The sequence below is a fragment of the Actinoplanes sp. ATCC 53533 genome, from assembly GCF_003947245.1.
The window spans coordinates 35,917-54,947 of sequence record NZ_QHHV01000021.1 but is presented as its reverse complement, the minus strand read 5'-3'; the positions used below and the strand labels follow the sequence as shown (position 1 = coordinate 54,947).

Here is a 19,031-nt window from a genome sequence, read left to right as displayed (position 1 = left end):
ACCGGTCTGGTTGGCGGGTGTTGGGCCGGACTGGTTGGCGGGGCGTTCGGCCGGTCCGGCTTACGGGCTGAGGAATGTCACAGCGCGTCGATACGATGTCGGCGTCCCGCGTCCTGCTAACCCTGGAGCTCAGCGTGCCCGTGCTTTGGCCGGATGGCGGCCCCTGGGCCCTGGCCACCACCTCGGCCACGGTCGACTGGCAGCCCGCGGCGGCGGCCCTGGCCGCGGCGTCGGCGGTGCGCGTGGCAGCTTTGGTCTTCGGCTGTGACGATCCGCCGGGGGAGCTGCTGCGCGGCGAGGTGGCCACGTTCCTGCAGGCCGCGGACGGTTCGGCCGACCCGCTCAGTGTCGACGAGGCAGCCGCGCTGGTCCGGACCCTCGCCCGGACGCACGGACTCGTGCTGGTGGTGGGCGTGCCGGGCCTGCTGGTCCCTGTGGGCCGGGCCGGCTGGAGCCTGATGGATCTGGCGGTGGCCGTTTCCGCGCCGGTCGTGGTGGTCACCGGGACGGGGCCGGACTCGGCAAACCACACGTCCCTCGCGCTCGCCGCCGTGTCGGGCCACGGCCTCACGGGCACGGTGATCACGGTCGGCGGCCCGGAAACTCCCGGCGCCCGGGCGACGGTGGTCGGCCCAGCGACGGTGGTCGTCCCGGCAACAGCCGACGCGGATTCGACGATCAGCCCTCCGGAGAACGTCGACGCGGCCCGACCCGATGCTGTCGCTGCAACGGGCGCGGCCCGTCCGATGGATGATCTTGCCCCTGCGGGTGATGCCGTCGCGGTGGACGGTCCGGCTTCCGAGGGTGATGCCGCCGTTTCGGCGGATGCTCCGGCTTCTGCGGCTGATGCTGTGCCGGCGGGTGATGCTGTTTCGGCGGGTGTGACCGTTCCTGGCAGTGATGCCGTCTCGGCTGGTGATGCCGCTGAGGCGGGCGGCATCACCAGCTCTGTGCACGCAGCGGATCACGAGGCCGGGATGCCGGTGAGGCCCGCCGGCCGGATTCCCGGCGACGTGGGGATCCGCGGCGACAGCTTCGCCGCCGCTGCCAGGGAATGGCTCGATCCTCTGTTGCACGCGTCGGCCGGCCGGCCCAAGGCCGACACCGCGCCGCCCCCGCCGCAACCCCTGCCACCCCCGGCGACTGCCAGCGGCAAGCGTGTCGTCCTGCTGCTGGCCGGCGTCTTCGTGTCGATGTCCCTGGTGGTCTGTGGGCTGGCGTTCTGCGACCGCACGGGTTCGACGGAGACGGAGGCCCGGATCTTCGAGACCACCATCGAGCCGCTACCGCCGGAGGCCTATCCCGGCACCGACCTCGGCCCCGGCCCGGACCCCGGCCTCAGCACCGGCACCGGCACCGTCCCGGTGCCGAGGCGAGCGGTGGGCGACGTCTGTCCGCGGAATCCGGCCGGGGTCACCCCCACCGTGCCGGACCGGGCCACCACGAAGCGCGTCAACGCCGCCTGGAAACGCATCGAGGTCTGGCTCGCCGCACACGCTCCGGCCAGCCGCCGCTCGCTGCGCCCTCCGGCCGCGGCCAAGGAGATCGCCGCGGCGCAGCGCCGCATGTCCGTGGCGTTCCCGGCCGATCTGGTCGCCTCGTTGCTCCGGCACGACGGTGTCACCAGCCGGGGAGCCGCGTTCACTCTGCCGTTCTTCTACGATCCGTTGCCGGTCGGCGGGATCGTGCCCGAGTGGCTGTCGCTCTGCGAGGTGCTGGCCAACGTGCCCGGCGCGCAGGAGAGCACCTGGTGGGACAAGTCGTTCGTGCCGTTCGCGTCGTCCGGGGACGGCGGCAATCTGCTCGTGGACCAGCGCCCGGGCAACCACGGCCGGGTGGGCGACTTCTTCAACGAGGTGGGTGTCTCCTTCGAGGCATGGCCCGGGTCGGTCGCCGAACTCCTGGAGAAGACTGCCCAGTCCCTGGAGTCCGGCCGGCCCTACGGCAACCGGTTCCGGCCCACGGTGACCAGGGAGGGCATCCTCGATTGGGACATCGTTTGATCAGCTATGCCCGCCGGAGTCATGACGGCGCTGGAGATCTTCGTGGCCGATGGCCCTCCGCGAGGGTGGTCCGGGAATGTCTCGCTGCTGTCGGCGATACCCCCAGGGTGACGGGCGGCTCCAGCAGGACGGGCTGTGGCGCTGCGGTTTCCTGAGGATCCCCGGTTACTCGATCGGGTAGTGCCGGCCCGCTTGTCCGCGGGGTATCCGGGAGTCTTCTCATGGGTGGTTGGTGGTCTACACCTGTGCGTATCAAAGGTCGGTGGTCGGTGGACGGCGGGGCTTGGGGCTGCTGACGGTGCGGCGCCGGCCGCGGACGTTGGATCTTGTCGCGTAGCGGTCTGCTCCGCGCCCGGATGTATCAAGGTCGCGGGTCTGGTGGGCGATATATGCGTTATATGAGGCTGTGGTTTCAAGAGGTGGGACGAGATCCTCCACCCGGCGCGAGCTCGATGAGCTGGGGCACCGAGCGCACCGCACGTCTCCATGATCGCGGGCGTCCCCGGCGGAGTCGCTTTCCGAGTCGGCGCGTGGGCCTTGATGCCCGGAAGGTCCCCAAGAACGTGGGCGCTCCCGCGAAGCCGTTCCGCCAACTCGACGCGCGCGCCCTTGACGCCCGTGAACAAGCCGCCGGTGGATGTGACCGTCACTCAAGATCGGTGAAGGTCGATCACATCAGGGGTCACCGGGCGGAGTGGGTGGCTTTATCGCGCCGAGTGAGCCGGCTCGGGCAGTGGCCGGCCCGCTCCGTACGTGGTGCCGGCCCGGTCGCGTTCGAGCCAGCCGGTGTCGACCAGCATTCGGCGCGTGGCGGCCACGTCGTCGGTGACGGTGGCCAGCCGGCGGTTGATCTCGTCCTCGGAGTGCAGGCCGTCCAGCGCCAGGTAGCGGGCGAGCAACTCGCCGATCAGCGGGTAGCGATCGCTGAGGGTGGGCGGCAGGCTGGTCAGCCGCCCGTGCGAGAAGTTGCCGCGCAGCTGCGGATAGCCGGCGAGCAGCGCGGCGATCGGCTGGAGCCGGTCCACCGCCTCGGCCGCCTCGCGCAGCCCCTCCGTCCGGGCCCGGTAGAACCCGTTGCCGGTGCCGGTCGCCAGGCCCAGGCCGACCAGCCGGGCGCAGGCGTCGCCGACCTTGGGCAGCGGCAGGTCGAGGGCGTAGGCCAGTTCGGCGAGGGAGGCGCCCTCCTTGCCCCGGCGGACGAGCTCGGCCAGGGCCAGCAGCCGGGTCGGACCGGACAATTGGGCTAAAACCTCGGCGGCGCGGGCGGCTTCGACGGACATCCCGACAAGGTAGTCACCGGGGCGCGTGCCGCGCATCCACATTTCCCGTACGGGGACACGACAGACCAAGCATGAAATCCGCGAAGCCGGGGAACACGGGTCTCTGTGCTCAGCGGAAGATCTCTGCCGGCGGCGCTGCTCGCGTTCTCCGGGCTGGTCCTGGCGGGCTGCGGCTCGGTCGGTGACCGGAGCCGGGCCGCCGGCGACGTCGCCGTCCGCCTGCTGACGGCGGTCGCGGACCAGGACGGCGCGACCGCCTGCGCGCTGCTCGCCCCCGACACCGCCGAGGCAGTGGCCGGATCCGGGGACGAACCGTGCGCGCAGGCCGTCCTCGACGCGAAGCTGCCCGGCCCGGGGGCGGTGACCGGCACCGACGTGTACGGCCAGTGGGCCCAGGTCCGGCTCACCGGCGACACGGTGTTCCTGGCGGTGTTCCCCGGCGGCTGGCGGGTGGTCGCGGCGGGCTGTACGCCGCGCCCGGAGCGGCCCTACGTGTGTGTGTTGCGGGGGAGTTGAGCCGTGCGCGTGCTGTTCGTCGTGCTGCTCCTGGTGGTCGGTGCCGGGCTGGTGTACTTCGTGACGTTGGGGGTGCTGCACCGGTGAGGCGTTTCGTCCGGGAGAACTCCCTCGGCCTGGTCTTCGGGCTGCTGTTCCTGGTGGTGCTGGTGGGGCAGGCCTTCGCCGGGCACGCCGACTTCAACCGGATGCAGCTCACCGAGGGCCTGCCGGAGGTGTCGCTGGGCCGCTACCTGACCTCGGCGAGCTTCGGCACCGACGTGGCCGAGAACTGGCAGTCGGAGTATCTGCAGTTCTTCCTCTACACGTTTATGACCGTCTGGCTGCTGCAGAAGGGCTCGCCCGAGTCCAAGTCGCTGGACGAGGCCGGCCTGGAATCGGACCGGGAGCAGAAGGTGGGGGAGTACGCGACCGGGAACTCGCCGGCCTGGGCCCGGGTCCGGGGGTGGCGGCTCGGTCTCTTCTCGAATTCGCTCGGGCTCGTCATGGGGCTGATCTTTCTCGCCTCCTGGGTGGCCCAGTCGGTCGCCGGCGTGGCAGCGTACAACGAGGAGCAACTCGGCGACCTGCAGGATCCGGTCTCCTGGGCGGGCTACCTGCGGGAACCGGACTTCTGGAACCGGACGCTGCAGAACTGGCAGTCCGAACTGCTGGCGGTGGCGTCGATCGCGATCCTGGCGGTCTTTCTGCGCCAGCGCGGATCGCCGCAGTCCAAGCCGGTGGGCGCCGCGCACAACGCTACGGGGATCGAGGGATGAGGGGACACACCTTCGAGTAGTTCGTCGCCGCGACAGGTTTCAACCGCCTCCCGGCCGGTAATGTCGCTTGCGGTATGGCAACTATTGCCCAGGGAGATCTCGTGGACACGAAGACCGAGCGACGTGCGACTGAGGACCCATCCGACCGCCCCGCCACCGCCCTTGAATCGCCTGAAGGCCTCCCGTCCGACCGCCCCGCCACCGCCCTTGAATCGCCTGAAGGCCTCCCGTCCGACCGCCCCGCCACCGCCCTTGAATCGCCCGAAGGATCCCCACTGAGCAGCACGCGGACCGCCGGCAACGCGGACGAGCTGTTGCGCGCGATGGCGGCGATGCCGGCCGCCCACCCGTCGCGGCCGGCGCTGCGCGACCGGGCGATCGAGGCCTGGCTGCCGCTCGCCCGGCACCTGGCGAACCGCTATGCCGGCCGCGGCGAACCCGTCGACGATCTGTTGCAGACCGCGGTCGTCGGCCTGATCAAGGCCGTCGACAAGTTCGACCCCGCCTTCGGCACGGACTTCGCCGGGTACGCGATCCCCACCGTCATCGGCGAGATCAAGCGGCACTTCCGCGACCGCACCTGGGCCGTCCGGGTGCCCCGCCGCCTGCAGGAACTGCGCCTGGCGATCACGGGCGCCAACACCACGCTCGCCCATACTCTCGGCCGGTCGCCCACGGTGGCCGACATCGCCGGGCACCTGGGAATCTCCGAGGAGGACGTGCTGGAGGGCCTCGAGGGCGCGCGGGCCTACACCGCCACGTCGCTGTCGACCCCGGTGGGCACCGACGGCGCCACCGAGCTGGGCGAGACCCTCGGCGGCGAGGACCACGAGTACGCGCTGGCCGAGGCCCGCCTGGCGCTCGGCCCGGCGCTGGCGTCCCTCGACGAGCGTGAGCGCAAGATCCTGATACTGCGCTTCTACGGCAACCTCACCCAGACGGAGATCGCCGAGCAGATCGGCGTCTCGCAGATGCACGTCTCCCGGCTGATCAGCCGCGCGCTGGCCAAGCTCCGAGGCAGACTCGGCGACGACACCATCTGAACCGCCGCACCGAACCGTCCTGGCCTGGCGGATCGGCCCGGCAGGCTACTGTCGGCGCCGGAAGGCCCGGCGCACCAGCAGGTACACGGCCGCGTAGCCGGCGGCGCCGAGCGCGAGGACCGCGAGCTGCCCGTACCAGTGCCCCAGCGGCCCGCCGGCGATCAGCTCGGTGTTCCGCAGTCCCCGCAGCAGCACGAGGAGGGCGAACGGGACCAGCGCCGCGCCGATCCACCAGCGGTTGCCCTGCTCCGGGCTCATGACTCACGCCCGGTGGCGACGAGCGGGCGGTCCAGGATCGGGAGCGGGGCCGGCGCGACCGGGGCGGGTGGGGCGCTGCGGTCGGCGATCCGCCGGCGGCGGGCCAGCACGGCGATCACCGCCGCGTACGCCAGCAGCACCGGCACGTCGATCACCGCGAACTGCCAGGGCATGTCCGCCGCGGTCTCGTCGATGGTGAGGTTGCCGTAGGCCGCGCTCAGGGCGCCGCTGACCAGGTTGTTGAGCACGTGCAGCGCGATCGCCGCCTCCAGCCCGCCGGTGCGTACGGTCAGCCAGCCGGTGACGGCGCCGAAGACGATCAGGTCGGCGAACCCCCACGGGGTGCCCCAGCCGTGCAGCGCCGCGAACACGATCGCCTGCACCGCGATCGGCACCCAGGGGCCGCGGCAGACCGTGCCGACCGCCTGCAACAGCCAGCCCCGGGTCAGGTACTCCTCGGCGGCGGCCTGCAGCGGCACCACCGCCAGCAGCACGAGGGTGCCCAGCGCGAACGGCCCCCAGCCGGCCAGCTCATCGTCGAGTCCCAGGTCCTCGCCGGTCGCCGCGGTCAGCGCCAGGTCGGCGCCGAGCAGCAGCACGACCGCGGCGAACGCCACCGGCAGGCAGGTCAGCAGCCAGCGCAGCCGCAGCCGGCCGGTGACCGACGACAGCGTGCCGGCCGGGCGCCGCTGCACCCAGCGGGCGGCGGCCAGGGTCACCGGCAGCAGCGTGGCGATGAACAGGAACTCCAGCGCCAGGTCCGCCAGCGGGCCGAAGGACGGCATGCCCTCGGCGTTGTTCGGCCGGCCGGCCAGCGCCGCGGCGAGCGCGGTCAGCCCGAGACCGAGCACGATGAGCACGACAGTGCCCGCGACCACCAGGGCGGTGCCGGCGACGGGACGCCACCAACGGTGGGCGGCGGTCCTTCCGAGACGGTGGTACGGGCTCAGCGGCGGCGCGGCATTCAGCATGCGAGAAGTCTCGTGGAGCCGGGGCGCCGGCGAATCTGGCCGCAGCCGGATTCCCGCCTCCATCGGAGGATATAGGGGCCGGATCCGTGGCGGATCCGGCCCCGCTCATCCAGCGGTGCCGGGGTTACGGCGCCGGGTAGTCCGTCACGAAGACCGGGACGCCGACCTTGGTGGTGTCCGCCGCCGCGCCCACGCCGTTGACGACGTGGTCGATGACGCCGGCGCTGAGGTTGACCGTCATGATGTGATGCAGCTTGACGCCCGGGCGGTTCGGCACCTCGAAGCCGTTCGCGGTGTGGATCGCCGGGTTGTTCTGGTTGAACACGTAGACGCCGGCCCCGTACAGCTTGTGGTTGCGGACCTTGGCACCGACCTTGTAGCCGGCGTAGCCGAGCGTGCCGTCCCGGTTGGTCCAGTCGGCCTGGGTCGGCGGGTCGTACGGCAGTTCGTTCTGGTAGAGCACGGTCGTGCCGTTCTCGCCGTTCCAGATGGTGTTGTACTGCTGGAAGTGCTCGACGAACAGGCCGGTGGCCGTCACGTTGTCCCCGTTGATCACGGCACCGTTGACGCCGGTGTTGGTGCGCCAGCGCTGGGTGTCGCCGTTGACGCCCTCGGTGAAGCCCTCGACGCCGTGGTCCGCCCGCCACACCCAGGTGTGGTCGATCAGCACGTTGTCGCTGTTGACCTCGAGCGCCGTCTGGGCCTTGCCGATGTGCGGGCCGCCGACCCGGAAGTAGACGTCGGAGAGCGTGGTCGGGTTGGCCGCCGAGCTCTTGCCGTGACCGTTCCTGCGGCCCACCTCCAGCAGCGTGTTCGACTTCCTGGTGCCCGCGTCGATGGTCACGCCGGCGACGACGACGCCGGGCACGTCCGCCACGGTCAGCGGGGTCGCGCCGTTGACCGCGGTCAGGGTCGCGTGCCCGATGCCGAGCACCACCGTGTCGGCGCGCCGCACGGTGATGCTGTGCGCGACGTCGTACACGCCCGGGGTGAGCAGCAGGTTCTTGCCCAGCGCCAGGTTGGCGTTGATCAGCCACACCGGGTCGGAGGGCTTGGCCACGAAGAAGTCCCGGATCGGGATCGTCCGGCCCGGGGTCGGGCCGGCCGACCAGGACGTGCCGCTGGTGTTGCGCCGCGCGGCGGGCACCCGGACGCCGTACCGGCCGTCGGCGCCGGTGAACAGGTACGGCTTCTCCCGGCTGAGCGGGGTCCGGTCCAGCGTGGTGTACGGCGGGTCCGGGAAGGCGGTCTCGGCCGGCGCGCCCTGCACCCCGGAGAAGACCTGGTTCCACACGGCGTTGGACCAGCTCGTCACCTTGCTGTCGCGGGTGAGCCACTGCTGCTGCGAGCCGTTGATCACGTCGGGCAGGGCCGAGTCGGCGATGAAGCCGCCGCTGGCGTACTGCGGGCCGGCGGTGCAGTAGTCCATCAGCGACAGGTTGCCCCCGCTGATGTTGAGCCGGCGCAGCGACACCGCCTGCGACACGGCCCAGAAGTTCGCCGTACCGCGGCAGCCGTCCTGGCCCTTGCCGTTGACGTTGATCGACAGGTTGGACAGCGTGCGCCAGAAGTTGACCAGCGCGAGGCAGTTGCCGGTGCCGCCGTCGGCGAGGCAGCGGTTGTACACCTCGACCTTGCCGTTGATCACGACGTCGGCCGGGGAGGCGCCCAGCCCGGAGATCTCCGTGTAGTAGCCGACCTTGACCTGCAGCGGCTTCTCCGCCGTGCCGTAGGTGCCGGGCTTGAACAGGAACGCGTACCGCTGGGTGCCCATCTCGTTGTCGACCTGCTGGGCGTACGCGGCGTCCAGAGTGGCCTGGATCTGCTCGACCGGCGTGGCCGGATCGAAGACGGTGACGTTGGCCCCGAGGTTCGGCCCGGACGGGCCCGGCCGCGCCGGGCCGGCGGAGGCGGCCGTACCGGTGAGCGTGCCGGTCGCCGTGAGGAGGAGTACGAGTGCCAGGGCGCGGGCGAGGTGCCGGCGCCTGGAAAGACGGCCACCGCCGGTGGGGCGTGTCGTCATGCGGAGAGGTCCTTTCGTAACAGGGCTGCGATGGAGCTGAGCACAGCAAGCGATAGACCGAGCCGACTGTCAAGAGCGCTCTCTCGGTGCGCATGCGGCAATCCCGGCGGCATCCGGACAACTCGCCGGAGTTCCGGAACCTGCGGCTCCGAACGGTCCATCCCGGCGGGCTGCGCGTACCTGTATCTCCGGGTGCCCGTCGTGCCTCTGTCTGACATGACGCGTGTCGACTATGCGGCCATCCGGCGCACCTGTGTGTTCGCCGCCGCCCTCATCCTGTTGCTGGTGTTCGCGCGGTCGGGGGCGTCGTCGCTGACCATCCAGGTGTGGTTCACGCTGTTCGTGATCGCCGCGACGCTCTGGGTCCGCGGGCAGTACATCGACAGCCTCGACGACCGGCAGTGGCTGATCTCCCGGCGCACCGGGGCGGTCCTGCTGGTGCTGGCGGTCGCGCTGGTCGGCTCGTACCAGTTCTGGCCGCGTGCCGGCGTCGCGCTCGCCGGCATCCTGCTGGCCTACTTCGTGGCCGGCTCGACCATCACCTGGCTGCGCCAGGGCCTGCGCTCCGACCGGCTGCGGCGCTCGCTGGCGCTCACGCTGACCAGCGCCGGAACCGTGTGCCTGCTGCTCGGCATCATGCTGCTCGGCCGCGCCTCCGGTACGGCCGGCGTGCTCCTGGAGTACGTGCTGCTCGGCTCGGCGCTGCTGGTGCTGCTGCCGCTCGGCGTCGCCCTGCTCTCCGAGCTGGCCGTACGCTGGATGTGCGGCCTGTCGGGCCTGCGCCGCCGGCTCGGGCTCGCCGGGCTCGCGCTCTTCGTCCTGTCCACGGCGCTGCTGTACGCGCTCACCCGTTCGCCCTGGCTGCTCGGTGCGGTCGTCGTGCTGTCGCTGCTGGTCGTCGCGGTCGTCTCCACCACCCAGGCGGACATCGCGTTCGTGATGAGCGCGATCGCCCTGCTGGGCGTCACCCCGCTGCCCGCCGACGTGCCGTCCGACCTGGTCCCGGACCGCACGGCCGGCTCCCTGCTGGTCGCCTTCGGCGACTCCTACATGTCCGGCGAGGGCGCGTCGACGTACTACGAGGGCACGGACGTCGGCGGCGGCAACCAGTGCCGCCGGTCGCCCACCGCCTGGGCGGCGATGGCCGGCCAGCAGCGGCCGTTCGACCAGGTCGAGTTCCTCGCCTGCTCGGGCGCGCGCACCTGGAACATCCAGTCGGCGGTGGCCCCGCCGGACCGCGCCGGGGCGCGGGCGCCGCACGCGCAGTCGGGCGAGGACCGCACCCAGCTCGACGCGTACGTGCACGACTACGGCGCCGGATTCGACCCGGCGATGGTCGTGGTCGGCGTCGGCGGCAACGACGCCGGCTTCTCCACGATCGGGCTCATGTGCCTGGCCCCGGGCATGTGCGACCGGCACAGCAAGCTCTGGACGGGCGCGCTGGAGCAGGTACGGGCCAACCTGCGGGCGACCTACCGGCAGCTCGCCGCGGTCTTCCCGGACACCCCGGTGGTCGCCGTCGGCTACCCGGACCCGATCGACCTCTCCGGCCCCTGCGAGGACGTGACGCTGGCGCCGCGCGAGCGCCGCTTCCTGCACGAGTTCGTGACCGGCGGCCTGAACCGGGTGATCGCCGAGACCGCGGCCGAGTTCGGCTTCTACTACCTGGCGGAGATGGAGGCCTCGCTCCGGGTCGCCAACCTGCAGCTCTGCGACAAACTGAACGAGGGCCGCCCGGGCCTGAACTTCGTCGGCATCCGGTCGGTGGGCGGCGTGGCCGAGCAACGATTCCACCCGAAGAACTTCTCGCACGGCAGCCTGCACCCGAACGAACGCGGCCACGCGGCGATGCTGCGTACCTTCCAGACCTGGCTGCCGGACCTGACCACCCTGCCGGCCCGCGCCCCGAAACCCGCGCCGCAGGCCCCCGGCAGCGGCGCGGGCCTCCGTCCGGTGTCGACGACGCAGGCCGCGCCGCAGTGCGACCTGCTCAGCGCCAGCACCGACGGCTGCCGGACGCAGGGCATGCAGTGGGCGAAGGGCCGGGTGCGGATGCTGCTGCTGACCCACGGCTGGCTGGGACTGCTGCCGCTGGCCGGCATCTGGCTCGCGGCCGTGGCCTTCTTCGGCGCCCAGCGCCGCCGCCTGGCAGCGACACGCGGTGCATGACGACCATGCTCCAGCGGCGCGATTCGGCGCGGGGGCCTTGGCGGTCCGCGACCGCTTGCGCCAACGGGCGAGGTACTGACGCGTTGGTTCTTACTCGGCGGAACCGGGACAACTGCCTCTGGCCGGTTCCGGCCCGGGAGCCCACCATGATCGGGTCGGCTCGACAGGGAGGTATCCCGTGCGTACCTGGAACAAGTGGTTGATCGGTGGGGTCGCGGTTGCCCTGGTCGGAGTCGGCGTGGCGCCGTCGTTCGCCGGCGAGGCGCCGGCGGAACGGCCACCGGTGGCCAAGCCCCGCCCGGTCCCGGGTTCCTGTGCCGACCCGGCGATGCTGTTCTGTGAGGACTTCGACGCGCTGCCGATCGGCGAGGCGGCCAGCCCCGACTGGAAGGTTGACCTGGAGAAGGGCACGCTGACCGTCGAGCAGGTGCCGCCGGCCGGGGGCAGCGAGTCGACCAACCGGGTGCTGCACGCGCGAACCGACGACAACGGGCGGGCCCGCCTCGTCGTCACGGACTTCGCCGCTCCGGGAAACAGCTTCTTCGGCCGGGCCCGGATCCGGGTCGACGCGCTGCCCACCGCGCCGGACTTCGCACACTGGGTGTTCGTGGAGGCGACCGGCCCGGACGCGGGCAGCGAGATCGTCCGGCCGCTCGGCGGGCAGTTCATCCCGGTCGAGGGCGCCGAGGGTGAGAACCGGCTGGGCATCGGCTCCGACGGCGGGCCCACCGGGGACTGGACCGACCACCGGGAGTCGGCACCCGCGGCCGAGGGCACGTACCAATGTTTCGAGTGGGAGATGCAGGCCGAGGACAACCGGATCGCGGTCTGGGTCGACGGCGTCGAGAACCCCGAGCTGGCCGTCTCCACGAAGCAGCACGGCGGGAACCCGGTGGACTTCGTCTTCCCCACCTTCGACAAGGTGGCATTCGGCTGGCAGCTGTTCCAGGCCGGCTCGACGCCGCCCAGCTTCGACGTCTTCCTCGACGACCTGGCGCTGAGCACCGAACGGATCGGCTGCTGAACTCCGCTGGCCGGCTCGAGCGACAGGCACCGAACTCAGCCTTTGACGGCTCCGGTGATCACGCCCTTGATGAAGTGCCGCTGGATGAACGGATAGACCAGGACGATGGGGGTGATGGTGACCACCACGATCGCCATCTTGATCGACAAGGTCGGCGGTAGCGTCGTCTGTGTGCCGCTGAACTGTGGTGTCTGGCCGGCCAGGATGTACGACTGCAGCACCCGCTGGATCGGAAACTTGTTGTTGTCGTCGATGAACAGCACGGCGGCGAACCAGATGTTCCAGTAGCCCACCGCGTAGAAGAGTCCCACCACCGCGATAACGGCCTTGGACAGCGGCAGCATGATCCGGGTCAGGATCCGGAAGTCGCCGGCGCCGTCCAGCCGAGCGCTGTCGGTCAGTTCCTGCGGGATGCCCTGGAAGAAGGCCCGGACCACGACGAGGTTGAACACGCTGACCGCGCTGGGTGCGATCAGCGCCCAGATGCTGTTCTTCAGGCCGAGCCCGCTCACCACGAGATAGCTCGGCACCAGGCCGGGATAGATGAGGAAGGTGAGCAGGAAGTAGAACAGCATGCCCCGGTGCGCGACCGTACCCGGTCGGGACAACGCGTACGCCGCCAGGACCGTGACCACCAGGCTGAAGGCCGTACCGATGACCGTGACGAGCGTGCTCGTCCACAGCGCCCGGGCGACCTGGCCGCCCGCGAACAGGACCTGGTATGCCGACATGTCGATGTCTCGCGGGATGAACACCAGCCCGCCCGCGTCGTTGATCGCTTCCCGGGAAGAGAGGCTGGTGACCACCACGGTCCACAGTGGCACGAGCACCGCGAGCACCACCGCGGTCAGCACAGTGGACTTCCCGACCTGCCCGGGGAGGCTCGGTGGCTCCTCCCACACCGGTGCGCCTTTCGCTCGCCGCCGGTGACCGGCCTGGGATGTGGTCATGACGTCGAGTACACCCCTCGCTCGCCGAGCATATGCGCGACCTTGTTCGCCGCCAGGATCAGCAGGAGCCCGAGTGCGGCCTTGAACAGACCGGCCGCGGTTCCGTATCCGTAGTTGCCGGTGGCGATGGACTGGTAGTAGATGAACGTGTCGAGCACCTCCGCGGCCTGCGACCCGACCGCGTCGCGTTGCAGCAGGAACTGCTCGAAACCAACGGAGAGCGCCTCACCCAGCCGCAGGATGAGCAGCAGCACGATGACCGGCCGCAGGCCGGGAAGGGTGATATGCCACAGCCGGCGCCACCGGCCCGCGCCGTCGACGGCGGACTGCTCGTACAGGGTCGAATCGATCGTGCTGAGAGCCGCCAGGAAGATGATCATCCCCCAGCCGGCGTCCTTCCACACCGCCTCCGCGGTGATCAGGAAGATGAAGGTGTCGGGATTCGTCATGACATCGAGGCCGCCGAACCCGGCCTGGCGCAGTTGCTGGGAGAGCAGGCCCGCGCCGCCGATCATCTGCACGAAAATCGTCACGACGAGCACCCAGCTGAAGAAGTGCGGCAGATAGACGACGGTCTGGATGAAGGCCCGCAGTCTGCCGGACAGCACGCTGTTGAACAGGATCGCGAGCAGGATCGGCAGCGGGAAGAAGAAGACCAGCTGGAAGGCTGTGATCGACAGCGTGTTCCACAAGGCATCCCAGAACAGCGGATCGCCGAACAGCGCTCTGAAGTTGCCGAAGCCGATGAAAGGGCTGTGCAGGAAGGCCTGCAGCGGATTGTCGCCGGCGAACGGGTCATAGTCCTGGAAGGCCACGACATTGCCCAGGGTGGGGATGTAATGGAACACCAGCAGCAACAGCGCCGCGGGTGCCATCATCAGCAGCAGCATCCAGTCGCGGCGCAGCCGGGTCCGAAGCGACATCTTCCGTCGGCCGCCGGCCCGCACCGGGCGGGTGCGTCGAGGCGCAGGCTCCGCTGCCTCTCGAGCCCGTACGTCGGTCTCGGCGGCGCTCACTTCGGCTTGTTCTCCAGCGCCTTGGCCATCAGCGCGCGACCCTCGTCGCCGCCGCCGCTGCGCCAATCCCGGAGGACCGTGTCGAGTTCGGACAACGGTCGGCGACCGCGGAGAATGTCAGTGATCTTGTCCTCGGTCGGCGTCTCGACGGAGACGTACCGGGCGGGCCACTCGAACTTCATCCCCGCCCACGGGTCCTCGGCTATGTACCGCGCCGTGGCTATACCCCACTCGATCACCTGCCGCGGGTAGTCGGGTGTGTCCGGGGTGGGCGCGATGGTGGGCCTGCCGCCGCCGATGAAGGTGTACTGGGACGCGTTCTCCTTGAAGCCGAGGTCCAGCTTCTCCGGGCCGCCGGCGGTCATCTTGTAGTGCTTGCCCTCGAAGCCCCAGTCGCGGGTGAAGGCCTCCTTGGTGCCGAAGGCAGCCGACGACCAGTTCATGACCCGAAGGATCTCCTCGGTGCGGGCCTTGCCCTGGCCCTTCCTCACGAACGCGTAGGAGATCGGATCAGTGCCGCCCCAGTAGAGCGGCGTTCCGCCGTCGGCGGCGAACGCCGGCACCGGTTGGATGGTGAAGCCGGCGGTGATCTTCTGCTGCGCGGCCTGCGTCGGCTGCCATGAGCCCGGGCCGTTCTGCATGAAAACTATCTTGCCGCTGGCGAACAGCTGGTCCCGGTCCGCGTCCTTGGAGGCGATGGTGTCCGGGTGGACCAACCCGTCCCGGTAGAGTTTGTGAGTGAACTCGACGGCGGCGCGGAACTCGGACGTCTCCATCCGGTGGACCGGCTTGCCCGAGCCGTCCAGACTCCAGTGGGCTCGCTGATTCGGCACTTTGAAGATCATCTGCACCATGGTGAACACATCGTTGAACGCCCAGACATTCCTGCCGGGGTCGGTGAACTTCTTGCCGACCAGGTACAGCTCATCGGCCGTCTTGGGCGGGGCGACGCCGGCCTTGTCGAACAAGTCCTTGCGGTAGTACAGCGCCCAGGGGAAGCCCGCGTCGTGCTGCGGGAACGGCACCGCATAGAGCCGCCCGGCCCACACGGACGCGTTCCACGCGCCTGTCGGGAGCGTCGCGAGCATCGGATACCTGGTCACCGCGTCGCCGGCCAGATACGGGGTGAGGTCCTCGAACAGGGCCTTGACCGCCTCGGTCATCCGCGGGACGCGGGCGACCTCCCAACCCGGGATGGCCAGGATGTCGGGCACGTCGCGAGCGCCCAGTACGGCGTTGAGCTTGTCGTTGTATTTCAGGCCGTCCTGCGTGCTGAAGTCGACGACCACACCCAGTTGGGCGTTGACACCGTCCAGATAGGCGTTCTTGCCGACGCCGTTCGGCAACGCGCCCCAGGCCGGGGTCATCGCCTTGATCGCCGCGCCACCGGTCCCCGGCTTCTCGGCTACGCCTTGGACCAGCTCGGGATACTTGAGGTAGCCGTCCGGGGTCGGCGGCTTTCCCTTGATGTCGGGCGGCGGCAAACCAGGAAGCCGCAGCTCAGTGTATTTGGGCACGACGCCGGCGGTCTTCTGTGCGTCCGAGGCCGCGCCACTGCGGTCGGCCACCGCGTCGCTGCAACCCGGCAGCAGGCTCGCGCCGGCGGCAACGCCCATCAGAGTGAAGAGATTCCGCCGGCTGGTGCCCCGGCCGGATCGCTGCATGTCCACCACTGCCTCCTTACGGTGACACCCGGTGCGCGTCGTGAGCGTTCAGCTCGAAGCAAGCCGATTCGGACGCCCCCGCCCACATCCACTTCGACGTGGTCTCGGGCGATTGCAACGTTTGTAATCGGGTCTCGGCCCACCGTAGGACACCCGTTGGCCGTGGTCAAGATGGACGGCTGTCAATGCGTCTACGTGGGGTGTAGCGAGATCAGGTCGCCTGCGGGACGGTGTTGGTGCGCGGCACGTCCAGCTCTGGGGCGTCCACTTCGAGGTTGGCGTGGTCGCGGCTTCCGCAGCGCCAGACCACCCGAGGTTGTCCCGAGGTCCACATTCCACACCCGACACGCACGGCACCGACGCCGCCCTGCTCACCGCTGCGGGCGACAGTCCGACGAATGACCGACGAAGGCTACTGGCAATGCGGACGAGCTCGTGAGGTCACCGCGGACGGCGGCGCGAGTGTGGAGGCGGTGCGGTCGTGGAACGGACCACCAGCGAAGGCTGGAACCGGACCTCTCGGTGGGTATGGCCCGGGCTCGTCTCGTCCAGCAGCAGATCCGCGGCGGTGCGGCCGAGTTCGTACTTGGGTTGGTTGACGGTGGTCAGCGGCGGCGCAAGCCGGGGGGCGAACGGCAGATCGTCGTAGCCGACCACGGACATCTCGGCCGGAACGCGCACCCCGGCGGCATCCAGCCCGTGCAGCACACCCAGGGCTGCCGTGTCGTTGAGGCACATGACCGCGGTCGGGCGCGGTGTGACGGACAGAATCCGCTCAACGGCTCTGGCCGACGCTTCGACCAGCGTGGGCGGGTGGATCGGCATGCGGATGTGGAGAAGGGCGTCGTCGGGGTCAAGGCCGGCGGCGGTCAGCGCCCGCTGAACCCCCTCGCGGCGCAGAGCCACGGGACGCGGATCGACAGCGCCTCCGAGGTACGCGATGCGGCGGTGGTCGAGCGACAGCAGGTGCTCGGCGGCGAGTTGGCCGCCGAGCAGGTGGTCAACGGCCACGGCGCACAGGTCTAGGCCGCCGCGTGGGTGGTCGATGAGGACTACCGGGGTGCCGCGGCGGCTCATCTCCAGCAGGGACGCCGGGTCCGGATCGATCGGGGAGATGATGATGCCACGCACGGCTTGCTCCTCGAGCAGGCCGAGGATCTGCTTCTCCTTCGCGGGCTGCAGGTCGGTGCTGCAGGCCAGGATGAGGCAGCCGGCCTCGGCGAGCCGGTCCTCGACGCCCCGGTTGAGTTCGGCGTAGAAGGGGTTGGCCAGATCCAGGACGATGCTGCCGACGATCAGACTGGGCAACCCGCGGAGTTGCCGGGCCGGGCCGCTGGGCACGTAGCCGACGCCGAGGATCGCCCGTTCCACCCGGCGGCGAGTCTCCGGCGCGACGATCGAGGGCCGGCTCAGGACATTGGCAACGGTGGACACGGACACCCCCGCCACCTGTGCGACTTCCCGCATGCCTCCGCGGCGCTGAGCTCCGTTCTCTGCCAACGCCGTCCTCCCGGATTTGCCGGCACCACCATACCGGAGGCGGCCGACGCAATGAGGACGTGACCGGTCCCCCGGAGGGGAGGCATCGGGGTCAATGTGTCGGCATGTCGGAGCCCGTGGTGCGCGGGTTCCGACGGAATCTTGGCGGCGCCGGCCAGGTGCGGAGCATTGCATCCAGGCTGGTCGATGTCGTATCGTGCCCGTGAGCCGGCATTACAAACGTTGCAATTTCTGGCTGCGCCCATCCCGCGAAAGTCGGGCAGCGATCGCGGGGGCTCCGGTCTGTGGCGTGGGCCCTCGTGCCCCCATGTCGGGGCTTCTTTCTCTGAGGTAGGTCATGAAGAGAATTCTCAGCGCCCTCAGTGTCGCCATACTCGCCGTCACCGCTTCGATTCTGGTGTTCGCGCAGCCGGCGTCCGCTGCCGCCGGGCTGCATGTCAGTGGCCGAAACATCGTCGAGGCGAACGGGCAGACGTTCGTCATGCGGGGGGTCAACCACCCCCACGTCTGGTACACGAATCAGACCAACTCGTTCGCCGACATCAAGGCGGCGGGTGCCAACACCGTGCGAGTCGTGCTGGGCAGCGGCAAGCGGTGGGGACCGTCCAACGATGTCGCCGGTGTGATCTCGCTGTGCAAGCAGAACCGGTTGATCTGCGTCCTGGAGGTGCACGACACCACCGGGTACGGCGAGGAGAGCGCGGCCGCCTCGCTCGACGAGGCAGCCGACTACTGGATCAGCCAGAAGAATGCGCTGTCCGGCCAGGAGAACTACGTCGTCATCAACATCGGCAACGAGCCGATCGGCAACACCAACGCCGCCCAGTGGACCAGCGCGACCGCCGCGGCGATCCAGAAGATGCGCAGCAACGGCTTCGAGCACCTGCTCATGGTCGACGCACCGAACTGGGGGCAGGACTGGCAATACGTCATGCGGGACAACGCGCAGACGATCCTGGACGCCGACAGCCGGCACAACACCGTGCTGTCAATCCACATGTACGCCGTCTTCAACACCGCTGCCAGCATCGTCGACTACCTCAACCGCTTCCAGGCCAACGGATGGCCCTTGGTCATCGGTGAGTTCGGCTGGCGATTCAACGCCAGCGAAGTGGATCATGAAACGATCCTGTCCGAAGCGCAGTCTCGCGGCCTCGGCTACCTCGCCTGGTCCTGGAGCGGCAACTCCGATCCGATCCTGGACATGACGCTCAACTTCGACCCCAGCCAGCTCACCACGTGGGGGCAGCGAATCGTCAGTGGCGCCGGCGGCCTCAAGGCCACGGCCAGGGAGGCGACGATCTACAGCGGCGGAACCAGCACCACGCCGCCCAGCTCGTCGACCCCGTCGGTGCCGCCCACGACCACGCCACCGGGCGGCGCGCGAGGCTGCACGGCGACGTACAAAGTCGTCGGTCAATGGCAGGGCGGCTTCCAGGGCGAAGTGCGAGTCACCGCGGGCAACTCGGCGATCAGCGGTTGGACGGTGACCTGGACCTTCGCCAACGGCCAGACCGTCAGCCAAGCCTGGAACACGACACTGACCAGCAACGGGTCGAACGTGACCACCCGCGGTGTGAGCTACAACAGCAGCCTCGCTGCGGGCGCCAGCACGACCTTCGGATTCCTCGGAGCCTGGAACGGCACCAACAACGCTCCACCGGTGTCCTGCACCGCCAGCTGAACGAAAGACGAGACACGGGCCGGTCGCGACAGGGCCGTTGCCGATTGTGGCGCGGTCGGCTCGGGTCCAGCGTCCATGATCGAGCTCATGCGGGGCATCCGTGCCCCGCTGAGCACGATCCTGATTCCGGGGTCGGTGAGGTCCATCATCAGGTTCCGGGCTGTCCGGGCCT

The 19,031-nt window shown here is 69.9% G+C and carries 15 protein-coding genes; 7 read left to right on the top strand and 8 right to left on the bottom strand.

Going from position 1 to position 19,031, the window contains the following annotated elements; all coding sequences use genetic code 11:
• Positions 1–134 precede the first annotated feature (134 nt).
• On the top strand, positions 135–2,003 hold the full coding sequence (locus tag DMB66_RS08330) for an SMI1/KNR4 family protein (protein WP_125803444.1): 1,869 nt from the start codon (positions 135–137) through the stop codon (positions 2,001–2,003).
• Positions 2,004–2,707: 704 nt separating this feature from the next.
• On the opposite strand, the gene DMB66_RS08325 is transcribed toward DMB66_RS08330, so the two are convergent.
• Complete coding sequence (locus DMB66_RS08325; RefSeq protein WP_125803443.1) at positions 2,708–3,283, bottom strand: DUF2087 domain-containing protein; 576 nt, start codon at positions 3,281–3,283, stop codon at positions 2,708–2,710.
• A 105-nt stretch (positions 3,284–3,388) separates the two neighbouring features.
• Here DMB66_RS08325 and DMB66_RS61065 point away from each other — a divergent pair, with 105 nt between their 5' ends.
• The 3 genes from DMB66_RS61065 to DMB66_RS08310 all read left to right on the top strand — a co-directional run bounded on the left by DMB66_RS61065 (position 3,389) and on the right by DMB66_RS08310 (position 5,600).
• Complete coding sequence (locus tag DMB66_RS61065) at positions 3,389–3,799, top strand: hypothetical protein (protein ID WP_158647175.1); 411 nt, start codon at positions 3,389–3,391, stop codon at positions 3,797–3,799.
• Positions 3,800–3,882: 83 nt separating this feature from the next.
• Entirely contained in the window at positions 3,883–4,557 is a 675-nt protein-coding gene (locus DMB66_RS08315) for a DUF6766 family protein (protein ID WP_125803442.1), read from the top strand.
• A 323-nt stretch (positions 4,558–4,880) separates the two neighbouring features.
• Entirely contained in the window at positions 4,881–5,600 is a 720-nt protein-coding gene (locus DMB66_RS08310) for an RNA polymerase sigma factor SigF (RefSeq protein WP_125803484.1), read from the top strand.
• 45 nt (positions 5,601–5,645) lie between these two features.
• Here the strand turns inward: DMB66_RS08310 and DMB66_RS08305 are convergent, their stop codons facing one another.
• The 3 genes from DMB66_RS08305 to DMB66_RS08295 form a co-directional block, all read right to left on the bottom strand.
• Entirely contained in the window at positions 5,646–5,858 is a 213-nt protein-coding gene (locus DMB66_RS08305) for a hypothetical protein (protein ID WP_125803441.1), read from the bottom strand.
• On the bottom strand, positions 5,855–6,829 hold the full coding sequence (locus DMB66_RS08300; RefSeq protein WP_158647174.1) for a CPBP family intramembrane glutamic endopeptidase: 975 nt from the start codon (positions 6,827–6,829) through the stop codon (positions 5,855–5,857). Before DMB66_RS08300 ends, DMB66_RS08305 begins: the two co-directional genes overlap by 4 nt.
• A gap of 124 nt (positions 6,830–6,953) precedes the next feature.
• The gene (locus tag DMB66_RS08295; RefSeq protein WP_125803439.1) at positions 6,954–8,852 is read right to left on the bottom strand and encodes an adenylyl cyclase; all 1,899 of its coding nucleotides are present in this window, start codon (positions 8,850–8,852) and stop codon (positions 6,954–6,956) included.
• A 216-nt stretch (positions 8,853–9,068) separates the two neighbouring features.
• Here DMB66_RS08295 and DMB66_RS08290 point away from each other — a divergent pair, with 216 nt between their 5' ends.
• Both DMB66_RS08290 and DMB66_RS08285 read left to right on the top strand, forming a co-directional pair.
• Entirely contained in the window at positions 9,069–11,021 is a 1,953-nt protein-coding gene (locus tag DMB66_RS08290) for an SGNH/GDSL hydrolase family protein (protein ID WP_125803438.1), read from the top strand.
• Positions 11,022–11,199: 178 nt separating this feature from the next.
• Positions 11,200–12,045, top strand: a complete 846-nt coding sequence (locus DMB66_RS08285; RefSeq protein ID WP_125803437.1) for a hypothetical protein — start codon at positions 11,200–11,202, stop codon at positions 12,043–12,045.
• 35 nt (positions 12,046–12,080) lie between these two features.
• Here the strand turns inward: DMB66_RS08285 and DMB66_RS08280 are convergent, their stop codons facing one another.
• From DMB66_RS08280 to DMB66_RS08265, 4 genes are all read right to left on the bottom strand, one after another.
• The gene (locus tag DMB66_RS08280; RefSeq protein WP_125803436.1) at positions 12,081–12,995 is read right to left on the bottom strand and encodes a carbohydrate ABC transporter permease; all 915 of its coding nucleotides are present in this window, start codon (positions 12,993–12,995) and stop codon (positions 12,081–12,083) included.
• Positions 12,992–14,077 (bottom strand): sugar ABC transporter permease, encoded by a 1,086-nt coding sequence (locus tag DMB66_RS08275; RefSeq protein WP_233624387.1) that lies wholly within the window; start codon positions 14,075–14,077, stop codon positions 12,992–12,994. The genes DMB66_RS08280 and DMB66_RS08275 overlap by 4 nt, the downstream gene beginning before the upstream one ends.
• Positions 14,008–15,675 (bottom strand): extracellular solute-binding protein, encoded by a 1,668-nt coding sequence (locus DMB66_RS08270; RefSeq protein WP_125803482.1) that lies wholly within the window; start codon positions 15,673–15,675, stop codon positions 14,008–14,010. The genes DMB66_RS08275 and DMB66_RS08270 overlap by 70 nt, the downstream gene beginning before the upstream one ends.
• Before the next feature lie 441 nt (positions 15,676–16,116).
• Positions 16,117–17,142, bottom strand: a complete 1,026-nt coding sequence (locus tag DMB66_RS08265; RefSeq protein WP_125803435.1) for a LacI family DNA-binding transcriptional regulator — start codon at positions 17,140–17,142, stop codon at positions 16,117–16,119.
• A 370-nt stretch (positions 17,143–17,512) separates the two neighbouring features.
• Here DMB66_RS08265 and DMB66_RS08260 point away from each other — a divergent pair, with 370 nt between their 5' ends.
• Entirely contained in the window at positions 17,513–18,859 is a 1,347-nt protein-coding gene (locus DMB66_RS08260; protein ID WP_125803434.1) for a cellulase family glycosylhydrolase, read from the top strand.
• Positions 18,860–19,031: the final 172 nt, after the last annotated feature.